Origin of the sequence: Bradyrhizobium sp. BTAi1, assembly GCF_000015165.1 — a bacterium.
Taxonomy (GTDB): domain Bacteria; phylum Pseudomonadota; class Alphaproteobacteria; order Rhizobiales; family Xanthobacteraceae; genus Bradyrhizobium; species Bradyrhizobium denitrificans.
Genome location: NC_009485.1, coordinates 1,178,992 through 1,192,629 on the forward strand (window position 1 = coordinate 1,178,992; position 13,638 = coordinate 1,192,629).

The following is a 13,638-nucleotide window of genomic DNA, read 5'->3' on the forward strand; positions in this document are numbered from 1 at the left end:
CTCGCCCCGCTTGGACGCGGAGGCGTTCCGACCGAAGGTCGATGGCCGGCTATGCCAGACCCAGCGACATCCGCCGCTCAGTGCAGCCGCGGCGCCTTGAGCAGCTTGGCGCGATCGGTCGAGGCCACGGTGACGTCGAAGGTGACGCCCTCGTGATGCACCGTGAGTGGCACGTCCACGCCGGCGTCGCCGAGCGCCCAGAGCTTGCGGTAGAATTCGCTCTGGCTCGTCACCTTGTCGCCATTGATGCCGAGGATGACGTCGCCGGCCTTCAATTCGGCGCGGGCGGCGGGGCCGTTGTTCGAGACGCCGATCACCACGACGCGATCGTCGACCTCGGTGGCGTAGAGGCCGAGCCAGGGCCGGGCCGGCTTGTTGACGCGGCCGAACCGCTTGAGATCGTCGATAATCGGTTTCAGCAGATCGATCGGCACGATCATGTTGACGTGCTCAGATTTGTTGTCGCGCTCACGTTCGAGCTGCAGCGACCCGATGCCGATCAGCTCGCCCTTGGCCGAGAGCAGGGCAGTGCCGCCCCAATTCGGATGCGCCGGATGGGTGAAGATCGCCTCGTCCAGCAGATATTCCCAATAGCCGGCGAATTCCTGCTTGGCGATGATCTGGCTGGCGACGGATCGCGTGCGGCCGCCGGCGCCACCGAGCACCACCTGATCGCCAATCTTGGCAGACTCCGAGGAGCCGAGCGGCAATGCCGGCAGGTCAAGCTGCCCGAGCGCCTGCACCAGACCGAAGCCGGTGGCGAAATCGAACCCCAGCACGTGGCCTTCGACCACCCGGCCATCGTTGAGGTGCAGCCAGACGGATTCGGCCTCGGTGATGAGATAACCGATCGTGAGCACCAGGCCTTCGTCGATCACGACCGCATTGCCGGCGCGTTCGGTGCCGAGCGTCTCCGCGCTGAACGCGTCGGCGGGAATGATCGCGTGCAGGCCCACGATCGAGGACAAGGCGTGATCAAGATCATATTGGTAATCTTCGGCGCGAGGCTGGAAGGCGAACGGCACTTTCCATTCGGTCAAAGAAGGCATCTCTTTCTCCTGCTCTGTCGCCGCCTGGAGGCGCCGACCAAGCTCTTGCTTCGTGTCGCGTCATGGCCGCAGCATTGAAGCGAGCTTAACATCTTTCAACGTCGGCGCCAGTTCCGCGGATCCGTCGGTCGTCCGGGAGAAACGACGGTCCGCGCCGGTCACAAGCGGCCACAGCCCTTCGCTGGAATCGGCCAGACGAACCATGCTCCGGCCGCATAGAGGTTGCCGACCGGTGCATTCCCCATTCTCGCCGCGACATGGAAGCGTCCGGCGTCGAGCAAGGCTCCATCGGCGGCGACGATCGTGGCGATCATGCGGTCCGCGGGCCCGAACACCACGACGCTGTCCGGCTTGATCACAAGCGCCATGGCGGCCATGCCGGCGAACCAGGCAAAAGCCACGGCCAGCAGCCCCCGCCAGGGCAGGGGGGAGTATCGGAGAGTCCGATCAGTAATCGTAGGCATGCTCGAACATGTAGCCGGCCGCTTCGAAACGAGTGACATCCTGAACCAGCGATCGGACCGGTACGTCGACGCCGATGCGCCGGGCACCGGGACGGGACTGAACCGGGACACTGAATATAGGCAGTCCATCGAAGGCTGCCAGCCGCCCGTCGCCAGGAGGAACGACGATGGTGACCAGGATGCGATGGTTGCCGGCCACTTCACCAAGCGTCGCCCCGGCATGGCGCCCGAGCTGCTTCACGAACGCGTCGAACTTGGCGTAGCGTTCGGTCTCGACCAGAACGCCCGTTGCGCCTTTCGCGTCGGCCACCTCGCGGATGACCGTCACGCCGGGGATGGTCGCGAGCTCCGCCGCCGGCAGGCCGGTGACGACGCTCCGAATGGTGAGAACGGCCGGATCATAGCCTGCCGCATAGCCGATCACCGCCGCATAGGCGGCCCGGGCGGCATATTGCAGGCTGAGCGAGATCCGCCGCTCCACCGCCCGCAGCGAAGGGACGAACGGTGTCTCGCGCCAGAACTGGTCGAGCTTGGCGGCAAAGGGGTAGCGATACCACGGCGTCTGATACAGGAACGCCGCGTAGTCCTGCAGCAGAGCCAGGTTGAACGCATCCTCGGCCGTCTTGCCATGGTCCGTCGTCGCCGCGCTGAGCGCTCCGATGCTGGTCTCATAGGCGCCTTGCAGCGCCATCTCGGCGGTGAAGCTGAAGCCGATGATGTAGTTTGTCAGCTTCTGATCCGACGTGGCCGGGCCGGATCCGGCAGCCTGCCGGGTGGCGCGGCACAGGCTGCGCCAGAAGCCGGCGATGCTCGATGCATAGCGGAAGTCGGATTCCGATCCTTGTTCGGTGACGGCTGCAAGGTCGTTATAGGCGTGGACGATGTACCATTCGGGAAACGTCAGAAAGCTGTCGCCCTGTGCCCGTGCATAGCCGGGATCGCTGATGCCGAACTGCGACGTGACCGCAGGCGTCGGCACGTCCGCGGTGCAGACCGTCTCGACACGGATCACCGTGGCGGCAACCCCGAGCGCCGCGGCAGCCACGACCGCGATGGCCAGATAGGCGATTTTGCGACGCAGGCTCATGCGTGCGCGGGCCTCGCGCCCCAGGGCGACCAGCCGACGGCGATACCGAGCGCGCCCAGGGCAAGATGCGGCAGGCTGGACAGAATCTTCACCAGCAGCGAGCTGTCGCGGATGCCGTCGATGACGATCGAAAGGTCGAGATAGCCGGAGCCCGTGAACACGCCCATGACCCCGTCGAGGAAGTACAAGGTGCCGAAGACGCGCAGAAAGAACACAGCGCTCCGTCGCGTCGCCATCGCGGCAAGGGCCCAGAGTCCCGAGGCGACATGCAGCGCGTCCTTGTAGATGTCGAGCTGGAACAGGCCGAAGACGCGCCCCTGTGCATCGATGAAGGACGGGATGTAGTCGGTCGCCGCAGCAAACAACAGCGCTACGGCCAGGGCAAGCGCGGCGATGCGATAACGATCGAGTGAGAAACTGGCGGCGGTTGGTGTCATGCGAAATAGGCGTCCCACATCGCGTTGCGGAACAACAGACCCGGATCATAGTGCCGCTTCGCGGCGACAAAGCGCGCGGCCGCCGGATAGGCTTGCTCGACCTGATCGCGGCGGGCATGGAGGCGATAGGGCAGATAGAACGCGCCGCCGATCGCGGTGACGCGATCGATCAGCGCTTCGGTCGTGCGCAGCATGTCGACCTCGCCTTCCGGTGTCGTCATCTGTGAGAACGACATGACGGCGGCGATGCGGCGCACCGGCGCGATGGTGAGCGCGGGCGTCTTGTCCTCGGCGACGTAGCGCAAGGTGACGTTGAGGAATTCGGCCCTTGCTTTCGGAATGATCTCGCGGCACGCGGTGAGGAACTCGCCGAACCGCTCCGGCGCGACGAAATATTCATGCAGGATGTCGGTGCGGTGCATGTCCTTCTGCGCCAGATTGGCGATCGGCTCGGCCATCAGTGAGTTGCGGGTGTAGTGGCTGTCGGAGATGGCGGGGCCGAGTCGTGTCTCCATGAACCAGCGCAGCCCCTTGGCGACTTCCCAGCCGGTCTGCGCGCGGTAGATTGTGTTGGCGACGCCCGTCAGCTTGCCCGAGTTCGCCGCCGGCGGCAGCGTCGCGGGCGCATCGGGCGCGGGGCGGAAGGTGACGAGCAGCGCGTCGTCGAAGAACGCCTTGCGCGAAACCGACATCCGGCCATAGGCCATCTTCACAGGGCCATCGCCGTCGATCGCGCGCGTGAACTGCGCGGCGAAGGTCTCCGGCGGCAGGCGCTCGAAGCGCGGTTCGAGCAGCAGGTTCGGCACCATCTCGACCTCGAGATCGACGATGATGCCGAACAAGCCATAGCCGCCCATCGCCAGCCCGAACAGTTCGGCGTTCTCCGTGCGCGAGCATGTCACCAGCGTGCCGTCGGCGAGCAGCATGCGGATCGACTTCACCGTGGAGCCGAACGGTCCATAGGGCACCGGCCAGCCATGTGCATTGACGCTGAACGTGCTGCCGACGCCGAAATCACTGTTCGACTGCATCACCGCCGGGGAGAAGCCCTTCGGGTCGAGCGCGGCAATCACGTCCCACCAGCGGTTGCCGGCAGCGGTGCGATAGGTCTGCGCCGTGGTGTCGAGCTCGATCGGGCCGCCGTCGAGGGTCACGGCGGTGCCGTCCCGCGGCAGGCTCTGACCGCCCATCGAATGCCTGGCCACGGCGGCAGTGACCGGACGTTTGGCGGCCGCCGCCTCCTTCAGCTCGGCGCGGAGCCGGGCGATCAGATCGTCAGTGGTGGGCCTGGAGATCACCACGTGCCTGGCGACCGGCGTCGGATTGAGCCGGCTCGCATCGTTGAGGATGGTGCGTAACTCGGCCTGGGCCCGCGGCATCCGCGCCAAAGGCAGCGCCGCGGCCGTCGCTGCGGTGTGCAGAAACCGTCGTCTCGAGATCATGGCGCGGACTCTCCTTGCCCTTACGGAGTCTACGCCACGATCGTAAACGTTCGAAAAATTCCGCGGCCTCAGTCCGCGGGCTGAGCCCGCGCCGGCATGATGCGGAACTGACGGCCCTCCTTGAGCCAGGTCGCCCGCTCGTCGCGCAGCAAGGTGCGGCGTACCTTGCCGGAATCGTCGCGCAGCATCACGTCGACCAACTCATAACTTTCCGGATGCTTGTAGCGGCTGAGCCGGTCGGCGAGAAACGTGCTCATGCCCGCGACGATCGCCTCGGTGTCCTTGGCGCGGTCGATCTCGACGATGGCATGCACGCGCTGGCCGAGCTCCGGATCGGGCAGGCCGACCACGACGCAGGAGCGGATGTCAGGATGCGCCATCAGCGCCGCCTCGACCTCGGCCGGATAGATGTTGGCGCCGCCGCGCAGGATCATGTCGGCAAGCCGGTCGCCGAGATAGAGATAGCCATCGGCGTCGAGCCGGCCGATGTCGCCGAGCGACTCCCAGCCGTCGGCGCGCCGCTTCGGCTCGGCGCCGAGATAGTGATAGGTGCTGCCGGGGCCGTCCGCCGGCAGGAAGTAGATCTCGCCGCTCTCGCCCGGAGGGACGTCGTTGCCATCGGGGCCGAGGATGCGAAGCTTGCACGTCTCGTCGATCTTGCCGACCGAGCCCTTGTGCTGCAGCCACTCGGTTCCGGAGATGATGGTGCGGCCTTGCCGTTCGGTGCCGCCATAGAGCTCGTAGACGCGCTCCGGTCCGAGCCACGCGATCCATTGCTCTTTCAGCCATGGCGGCATCGGCGCGGCCATGTGGAACACCATTTTCAGGCTCGACACGTCGTAGCTGTTGCGCACGGCCTCCGGCAGCGCCCAGATCCGGTGCATCATGGTCGGCACGAAATTGACCCATTGGATGCGCTGCGCCTGGATCAGCCGCAGCGTCTCCTCCGCATCGAACTTCACCATGCCCGTCAGTTTGCCGCCGGCAAACAAGGCGTAGTGCGATACGATGAAGGGCGCGTTGTGATACAGCGGACCGGGATTGAGCAGCGACGCGCCCTTCGGGATTCCCAGCGGCGGCTCGGCGGCGGTGTCGGTCACCGCAGGTTGATGATCGAGGATCACTTTCGGGCGCCCGGTCGAGCCGCCCGATGTCATCGCCTTCCAATAGCGCGACACCGGCGCGCTGAGCGGCTCATCGGAAAAACCTTCCGGCGTGAAATCGGCCGGCAGCGCGTTGGGTGCGTTCCAATCGGCCTCGCCGCCGACCACCAATGATGGCTGGAGAATCTCGAGCACCGCAGCGGCCTCACCGCGCGGCAGTCGCCACGACAGCGACGTCGGCGTCGCGCCGCATTTCCACACCGCGAAGCTGGTTTCGAACAGTGCATTGCCGTTGGGCAGGCCGATGGCGACGAAGTCGCCGGGCTTCACGCCTTTGGCCGCGAAAGCGCGCGCACGGGCATTGGCGCGACGCTCGAGCTGATCCCAGGTCAGCGCGTCCGTTCCGTGCTGGACCGCGATGCTGTCTTTGGGCTTGCGCTCGGCATACCAACGCGGCACGTCGGCCATCGGGATCAGCATCTCGTCCTCCGCTCATCGGGCGCCTCGCATGGGCACCCGTTCTTGGTCCGGCAGGCTCACGCCGCGGACATCAGTGACGGAAGGAGTTTTGCCTGAACTGCGAGTATGCGTCCATACGCGCACGCCGCAGGGTTTCGGATGGCAGTTCTGCGAAATGGCGCTTGTAGTCGAGCGAGAATTGGCTGAAGTGCCAGAAGCCGTGGCGCACGGCGATGTCGTAAATTCCGTCGCGCGGATCGCGTCGCGACTTGAGGTCGCGCCGCACGCGATTGAGCCGGATGGCGCGCCAATAGCTGACAGGGCTGGTCCCGAGCACGTCCTGGAAGCAATAGCTCAGCTTGCGGCGGCTGGCCCCGACCGCCTTGCACACATCGAGCAGCGACAGCGGTTGATCCGATGACGCCAACATCATCTCGGTCGCCTGCGCGACGATACGCTTGCGTGCAGCAGCGCTGCGGCTGGTGTCGCACAAGCGTGCGTCGGGCAGCAGGTCGGTGATCGCAAGCAGCAGGCTGTCCTGCAGCGCCTCGCTGATCGTCGTGTCGTGCAGGAACTCCTCAGGGGCGCCGAGCACAGCGTCCATCGCGGCGAGCGCAGCGCGCAATCGACGGAGCGCGTCAGCCGGCGCCGCAATGGCGCGCATCCGATGTTTCAGATCAGCGGGTAGCTCGATGGCGAGCTGACCGGCGATCGCTTCGATCAGCTGCGTCGACAGGGTCATTCCGCGCAGCTCGAACGCGCGCGGTGTGCAGAAGTCGATATCGGCGTCGAAGGACACGACCAGCGCATCCTGCGTGATCCCCGTGCCGTTGAGGCTGAGCGGTCCCCCGCTGTGCCAGGCGAGGCCGACGCTGAAACAGTCGGCGTCGAGGCGGCCATATTGCCGGACCTGCTGGCTCGTGACCTCGCGGAAGATCTGCAGCCGCGGCAGCGAAATCAGGGTGAAGCTGCCCCGGAACGCGCCGGCGCTGATCTGGTCATAGGTCAGCCGCCAGCCGCCGAGTTGCGCACAGTGCTCGTCGACGTCGGCGCTGGTCGTCTGCACCAATCCCGGGCACCCGGTCCGAATCTGCGGCGTGTTCTTCAAGCTCATGACATGATCGCGGAATCTGATGCCGGAGCACTTGCAAGATGCGGGCCATTGCTGGCCGGCGCCCCTGGCGGATTGCGGCTGATCTTGCCCGATTTCGATAACGCTGTCCTGCGTCTGATTGGCAGTCTCGCGCACGACTGCGTTCTGGCCGAGCACAGCCTGTTGCCGGAGGATGCGCGCCCCACGATGTCGACCGGCGCGCGGCCTTCGGGCTATCGCGGTGCAATCGTCCTGACCGTCCGAGGGTGCCGAAACAATCGATGGAGATATCCATGCAGGACATCACTGCCGCCGCTGCAATCGCCGTCCATCCGCTCGATCCCTTGACCTCGGAGGAGATCGCGGCCGCGTGCGGTCTGGTCCGGGCTGCGGCGGCTGCGCCGGATCATTGCCGCTTCCCGATCGTGCGGCTGGAAGAGCCCACCAAGGCCGAACTCACCGCCCATGCGGGCGGACAGGTCTTGCCGCGCAAGGCGTTCGTCGTCTCGCTCGATATCGCCAGCGGTGAGTCGGTGGAACTCGTCGTCGACCTCGGTAGAGCAGAAATTGTCGACCGCAAGGTGGTGCCGAACCGCGAGGCGCCCTACGGCCAGCCGCCGGTGACGCTCGAGGACTTCTTCCGCTGTGATGCCACGGTGAAGGCCGATCCCGGCTGGCGCAACGCGATGCGTCGCCGCGGGCTGACGGACAAGGACATCGAGCTGGTGCAGATCGATCCGTTCTCCTCCGGCTTCTTCGACCTGCCGTTCGAGCGGGGCGCTCGCATCGTGCGTGCGGTCAGTTACTTCCGCGAGCATCTGCAGGACAACGGCTATGCGCATCCGATCGAAGGCGTGGTCGCTGTCGTCGACCTGATCGCAGGCAAGGTCATCGACCTCACCGACGAGGATCCGGTGATCCCGATCCCGCGCAAGAAGCGCAATTACGGCGCCCATGAGGTGGCATCGCCGCGCACCGACATCAAGCCGCTCAACATCGAACAGCCGGAGGGGCCGAGCTTCACGGTCAACGGCTGGAACGTCGAATGGCAGAAATGGAGCTTTCGCGTCGGGTTCACGCCGCGCGAAGGGCTCGTGCTGCATCAGCTCGGCTATCAGGATGGCGGGCGCAAGCGCTCCATCATTCATCGCGCCAGCGTCACCGAGATGGTCGTGCCCTACGCCGATCCGACCGCCAATCATTTCTGGAAGTCGGCGTTCGACGCCGGCGAATATGGCCTGGGCGCGCTCGCCAATGCGCTCGAGCTCGGTTGCGACTGTCTCGGCAACATCCATTATTTCGACGTGCCGGCCGCGAACAGCAAGGGCGAGCCGTTCGTGATGAAGAACGCGATCTGCATGCATGAGGAGGATTACGGCATCCTCTGGAAGCATTATGAGGTCCGCAACGGCCTGTTCGAGGTGCGGCGCTCGCGCCGTCTGGTCGTCAGCTTCTTCGCCACCGTCGGCAATTACGACTACGGTTTCTACTGGTACCTTTACCAGGACGGTACGATCCAGCTTGAATGCAAGCTGACCGGAATCATCCAGACCGCGGCGGTCGCGCCGGGCGCGACCTATCCCTGGGGTGGCATGGTCGACGACAATCTCGGCGGCCCCACCCACCAGCATTTCTTCAATGCACGCCTCCACATGGATATCGACGGCGGCGGCAACACGGTGACCGAGCACGAATTCGTGCCGCGGCCGTGGGGCCGCGACAATCCGCACGGCAATGTGTTCGACACCACCAGCCGTGTGTTGTCGCGCGAGCGCGATGCTGCGCGCGTCGCCAATGGCGAGACCGGACGCTACTGGAAGATCGCCAATCCGAACCTGACAAATTCGGTCGGCGGCGCGCCAGGCTACAAGCTCGTGGTCAATCCGAGTCCACTGATGCTGGCGCAGGAGGGCAGCTTCGTGCGCAGCCGTGGCGGGTTCGCGACCAAGCATGTCTGGGTCACCGCCTTTGACCCGGCCGAGAAATATGCCAGCGGAGACTATCCGAACGTGCACGCCGGCGGCGACGGCCTGCCGCGCTATGCGGCGCAGAACCGTCCGATCGAGAACACGGACATCGTGGTATGGCATTCGTTCGGGCACACCCATGTGTGCAAGCCGGAGGATTTTCCGGTCATGCCGGTGGAGTATGCGGGCTTCATGCTGAAGCCGGTCGGCTTCTTCTCGGCCAATGCCGGCTTCGATGTCCCGGTTGATCGTAACGCCAGGAGCGTGCGGAGTGCCCACACGCCGCCGGCAGCACCGGCCGGCGACACGTGTTGCCACAAGGGCTGAGGGACACAGCCGGATGTGCTGCCTGATCGCCCTGTTGATCTCCGGCTGGTGCTGGCGGCTCGGGCGGCGGCCTGCGCTCTCCGCAGGCCATTGCTGCAGGGGGGAGAAGGTCTCATCCGGCGGCCGCCGGCGTCTCGCGATGACGGCGCTGGCGGGGGTGTCGCTCGGCGCGGCCATCGCGGTCGATGTCGCGGCCGCGTCCACCGTGTCGTCATCGCTGATCGCGCCGATCTGCAGCGCGCTGTTGCCGCGCTGACCAGACGGATGCAGGCCGGCAATAGGTCACGCGTCGGCGCGTACCGATATGTCGTGCCTCGCAACGCCTGCCGACGCTGCATGGTGGCGTGCGAAGCCGGCCGCAGCATGGCGCATTGAGCCCCGGCTTGCAGCGGAAGGATCGTTCCATGAAAAGCTTAGGCCGGGCACGAAGGCCCGGCCCGTCCGACCATGGCGACCGGATTGCTCCAGCCCTGAGAACGCCATTGGGACAATTCGACTGATCAGCCGCCGTTCAGCTTGGTCGTAAGCGTTGTGAAGATCCCCACCAGGGTCAATCCGAGCTTGTTCAGTATGGCAATGATCGCGAGTGCGATGCCGGCGGCGATCAGCCCGTATTCAATCGCCGTTGCGCCTGATTCATCTTCGTAAAATTTGAGCAATAATTGTTTCATCGCAGCCCTCCACCGTCTGCCGCTTCGGTCGCCAGACGGTGCCCGCGAAAATACGGGAAGGAACCTAAGGTAGTATGAACAGTGTCTCGCCAAGTTTCCCAACTTGGCTGAATATGTCAGAAATGACAGTTGAAAAGATCAGCCTTGCACGTGAACGGCCTTAGGCCGGCACGCCTGCGGCCTGCAGAGCTTCCGCATAGGTTGCGGCCATTTTGCGCACCGGGAACGGGATCCGTGCCAGGAATTCGGACACGGTGAGATCGGGCTCGATCTCGAGCAGCTGGCGCGCGACCGAGGTCGCGCGTGCGAGATGTCCGCTTCTGACCAAAGCGACGATCAGGACGCGAAGCGCGACCGCAAAGCGGCGGTTCTGTGCGAGGGCCGTCTCGGCCCATTGGATGGCTGCGGCGAAGTCGTCCTCCGCGACCGCGTGGATCGCCATGGCGGCGGCTGCGAACCAGCCGCGTGGATCGCGCGGATTGAGCCGCTGCGCGCGTTCAATCAGGGCACGGCCAGCGGCCGTCTCCCCCGCCATGATCTCGATCCAGCCGCTCAAGGTCAGCGCCATCGCCGAGTTGGAGTTGATCGCGAGCGAGCGCCTGAACAGCTCGCGTGCAGGGGCGGTGTCGTCCGCCATGTTCCAGATCGCGAAGGCAGCCATCCACAGCACCTGCGCATCGTTGGGCGCGCATTCGCTGGCTCGCCACGCCAATGCGACCGCGGAGGCTTGGTAGTCCTCATCCGGTGCGCGCCAGCCCTGGAAGTGGCGCAGCGCCTGGCAATAGGCCCGGGCGGCCATCGCCGGCGCGCAGGCGGGATCGATCGCCAGCGCCTGATCGAGGCAGGTGATCGCTGCCGCCAGGCTGTCCGGCGTGAAGGCATCGCGCAGGCTTGCCGCGCGCAGCAACAGGTCGTAGGCGTCGGGATGCAGCGGGCGCATCGCGCGGCGGCGTTCGCCCTCCACGAGCTCGAGCGTCGGCTCGATTGCCGCCACGATGCTTTCGCTGATGCGGTCCTGGAGCGCGAAGACGTCGTCGATCTGTCCATCGAAGCGTTCGGCCCAGAGATGCACGCCGGACGACGCATCGATCAGCTGACCGGTGATGCGCAGGCGTGAGCCCGCACGTCGCACGCTGCCCTCGAGAACGTAGCCGGCGCCCAGCTCGCGGCCGACCTCGCGGATGTCGACCGCCTTGCCCTTATAGATGAAGGAGGAGTTGCGGGCGATCACGGCCAGGCCGCTGCAGCGCGACAGCGCTGTGATGATGTCCTCGACGATGCCGTCGGCGAAATACTCCTGCTCGGGGTCGTCGCCGATATTGGTGAAGGGCAGCACGGCGATGGCGGGTCCGTCGAAGGCTGGCGCAGCCGCAACCGGCGTTCTGACCATTGCGGCCTGCTCGCGGACCTCACCGACGAAGCGGATGCCCTTGCGCGGAATGGTGCGGATCAGGCGCTGCGTCTCGCCGCTGTCGCCGATCGCGCTCCGTGCCGCGCTGATACGGCTTGCGAGCGTTGCTTCGGAGACGATGCGGCCGCTCCACACCTCCGCCAGGATGTCGTCGCGGCTCACCACCCGGTCGCGTGTCCTGATCAGGTAGGCGAGCAGATCGAACACTTGTGGTTCCAGCGCGATCAGGCCGTCGCCGCGGCGCAGCTCACGGCGATCGAGGTCCAGCAGGAAGTCGTCGAAGCGATACAGCACGGGCGCCGCCATCGGATGTCGCAGAAACCGGCCGACCTTCAGGTGACAGGCTCCACAAAATCAAGCGCGCCTCAAGGAAAAATCAAAGCCGTCTGCAAGCGGATCACGGTCGCATGGCGCACAAGACAGCCAGATGGAACCAGGAGCCGACGTCATGCCAACACCCTTTCACCAGAGCCGACGCCATTTTCTGACCTTGGCAGGAACCGCCGTTGCGGCCGCTCAACTTGGATCCGGCGCGGTGGCCGCGGAGCGCGTCAAGAACGCGCCGTCGCTGCCGGCGATCAGGCCCGGGGCGACGACGCTGGGCCCGATCAAGCAAGTCACTGCAAGCGAGATCAGCATCGGCTATGCGGAAGCTGGTCCGTCCGATGGCGCCGTCGTGATCCTGCTGCACGGCTGGCCGTATGACATCCACAGCTTCGCCGACGTCGCGCCGGCGCTGGCCGCCGCCGGCCAGCGCGTGATTGTTCCTTATCTGCGCGGCTACGGCTCGACGCGGCTGCTGGGGGCGGCCGCCTTGCGCAGCGGCCAGCCGGTGGCGGTCGCCGCCGACATCGTCGCTTTGATGGATGCGCTCAATATCAGGACGGCGACGCTGGCCGGCTTTGATTGGGGCGCGCGCACCGCGAACATCGTCGCGGCGCTGTGGCCCGAGCGGTGCAAGGCCATGGTCTCGGTCAGTGGCTATCTCATCGGCAGCCAGCAGGCCGGCCGCATGCCGCTGCCGCCGGCCGCCGAGCTGCAATGGTGGTATCAGTTCTACTTCGCGACCGAACGCGGCCGCGAGGGCTATGACAGGAATCGTCGCGACTTTGCCAGGCTGATCTGGCAGACGGCTTCGCCGAAATGGGCGTTCGACGAGGCGACCTTCGCCCGCAGCGCCGCGGCCTTCGACAATCCCGATCACGTCGATATCGTGGTACACAATTATCGCTGGCGGCTCGGCCTCGCGCAGGGAGAGGCGAAGTATGATGCGCTCGAAGCGAGGCTGGGGGCATTTCCTGAGATCGCCGTGCCGACCATCACGATGGAAGGCGACGCCAACGGCGCGCCGCATCCTGCGCCGGAGACCTATGCCAAGAAGTTCACCGGCCGCTATGAGCATCGCCTGGTCAGCGGCGGCATCGGCCACAACCTGCCCCAGGAGGCGCCACAGGCCTTTGCGCAGGCGGTGATTGACGTCACGGCGGGGGCATAGCGCGGTCCTGTATCGCGCCTCGCCACGTCATGGCTGGCTGCGCCGCAGCCACGTCTCCCGGCGCACGACCCATTTCTCGGATCGGGTTTCGCCATTGTGGTGCGGGAGCTCGACAAAGCCGACGAACTCGGCGCCGGTCTTCTGCTTGACCCGGCGCGATGCGGCATTCGTCGCGACGTTGCAGACGTCGAACTGATCGAGCCCGAGCGGACCGAAGGCGAAATCGTTCACGGCGGCGATCGCCTCGCTCATCAGGCCGCGGTTCCAATAGGGCTCGGCGAGCCAGAAGCCGCGATGGCCCTTGGATGATTGCATCCGTGGCCTGAAATGAATGTTGCCGATCGCCTCGCCGTCACCGTCACGCAGCACCAGGACCCATTGATAGATCTCCTCGCCGGCGGCGATCCTGTCGAGCTGCAGCCTGACGAAGCTTTCAGCGCCGTCGGCCGGATAGGGCCAGGGGACGGCGACTGAGAGATTGCGGATGATGTGCCAATTGTCGAAATGGCGCTGGATGGCCGGCGCATCCACGAGCCCCAGCGGTCGCAGGATCAGCCGAGCGGTCTGTAACGCGGGTGTGAGCATCGGACGGGTCATTAAGCAGCTTGAGGTTGCAAAAACCGCCCCTCATCA

General features: G+C 65.6%; 13 protein-coding genes. 3 read left to right on the top strand and 10 right to left on the bottom strand.

Translation table 11 applies throughout. The features are described from left to right. Window positions 1–77 precede the first annotated feature (77 nt). From BBTA_RS05225 to BBTA_RS05255, 7 genes are all read right to left on the bottom strand, one after another. The gene (locus BBTA_RS05225; protein WP_012041404.1) at window positions 78–1,049 is read right to left on the bottom strand and encodes a S1C family serine protease; all 972 of its coding nucleotides are present in this window, start codon (window positions 1,047–1,049) and stop codon (window positions 78–80) included. 158 nt (window positions 1,050–1,207) lie between these two features. Next, window positions 1,208–1,450, bottom strand: a complete 243-nt coding sequence (locus BBTA_RS05230) for a hypothetical protein (protein WP_244424356.1) — start codon at window positions 1,448–1,450, stop codon at window positions 1,208–1,210. Between the two features lie 46 nt (window positions 1,451–1,496). Then, window positions 1,497–2,600: a hypothetical protein gene (locus tag BBTA_RS05235; RefSeq protein ID WP_012041406.1), complete on the bottom strand. Its 1,104-nt coding sequence runs from the start codon at window positions 2,598–2,600 to the stop codon at window positions 1,497–1,499. Next, window positions 2,597–3,037, bottom strand: a complete 441-nt coding sequence (locus tag BBTA_RS05240; RefSeq protein ID WP_012041407.1) for a DUF4383 domain-containing protein — start codon at window positions 3,035–3,037, stop codon at window positions 2,597–2,599. The genes BBTA_RS05235 and BBTA_RS05240 overlap by 4 nt, the downstream gene beginning before the upstream one ends. Further along, window positions 3,034–4,479, bottom strand: coding sequence for an FAD-binding protein (locus BBTA_RS05245; RefSeq protein WP_012041408.1), 1,446 nt, complete (start codon window positions 4,477–4,479; stop codon window positions 3,034–3,036). The genes BBTA_RS05240 and BBTA_RS05245 overlap by 4 nt, the downstream gene beginning before the upstream one ends. 68 nt (window positions 4,480–4,547) lie before the next feature. After that, the gene (locus tag BBTA_RS05250; RefSeq protein WP_012041409.1) at window positions 4,548–6,062 is read right to left on the bottom strand and encodes an AMP-binding protein; all 1,515 of its coding nucleotides are present in this window, start codon (window positions 6,060–6,062) and stop codon (window positions 4,548–4,550) included. A gap of 70 nt (window positions 6,063–6,132) precedes the next feature. Then, window positions 6,133–7,155 (bottom strand): helix-turn-helix domain-containing protein, encoded by a 1,023-nt coding sequence (locus BBTA_RS05255; protein WP_049795471.1) that lies wholly within the window; start codon window positions 7,153–7,155, stop codon window positions 6,133–6,135. Between the two features lie 260 nt (window positions 7,156–7,415). Between BBTA_RS05255 and BBTA_RS05260 the strand changes: the two genes are divergently transcribed. After that, window positions 7,416–9,428: a primary-amine oxidase gene (locus BBTA_RS05260; protein ID WP_012041412.1), complete on the top strand. Its 2,013-nt coding sequence runs from the start codon at window positions 7,416–7,418 to the stop codon at window positions 9,426–9,428. 13 nt (window positions 9,429–9,441) lie between these two features. Continuing rightward, the gene (locus BBTA_RS05265) at window positions 9,442–9,684 is read left to right on the top strand and encodes a hypothetical protein (RefSeq protein ID WP_041750351.1); all 243 of its coding nucleotides are present in this window, start codon (window positions 9,442–9,444) and stop codon (window positions 9,682–9,684) included. Window positions 9,685–9,928: 244 nt separating this feature from the next. Here BBTA_RS05265 and BBTA_RS05270 read toward each other — a convergent pair whose 3' ends face one another. Together BBTA_RS05270 and BBTA_RS05275 are read right to left on the bottom strand one after the other, a co-directional pair. Continuing rightward, the gene (locus BBTA_RS05270; RefSeq protein WP_012041413.1) at window positions 9,929–10,099 is read right to left on the bottom strand and encodes a Flp family type IVb pilin; all 171 of its coding nucleotides are present in this window, start codon (window positions 10,097–10,099) and stop codon (window positions 9,929–9,931) included. Window positions 10,100–10,259: 160 nt separating this feature from the next. After that, complete coding sequence (locus BBTA_RS05275) at window positions 10,260–11,816, bottom strand: winged helix-turn-helix domain-containing tetratricopeptide repeat protein (protein WP_012041414.1); 1,557 nt, start codon at window positions 11,814–11,816, stop codon at window positions 10,260–10,262. Between the two features lie 142 nt (window positions 11,817–11,958). Here BBTA_RS05275 and BBTA_RS05280 point away from each other — a divergent pair, with 142 nt between their 5' ends. After that, window positions 11,959–13,005, top strand: a complete 1,047-nt coding sequence (locus BBTA_RS05280) for an alpha/beta fold hydrolase (RefSeq protein WP_012041415.1) — start codon at window positions 11,959–11,961, stop codon at window positions 13,003–13,005. 27 nt (window positions 13,006–13,032) lie between these two features. Here the strand turns inward: BBTA_RS05280 and BBTA_RS05285 are convergent, their stop codons facing one another. After that, window positions 13,033–13,590 (bottom strand): GNAT family N-acetyltransferase, encoded by a 558-nt coding sequence (locus BBTA_RS05285; protein WP_041751254.1) that lies wholly within the window; start codon window positions 13,588–13,590, stop codon window positions 13,033–13,035. Window positions 13,591–13,638 lie beyond the last annotated feature (48 nt).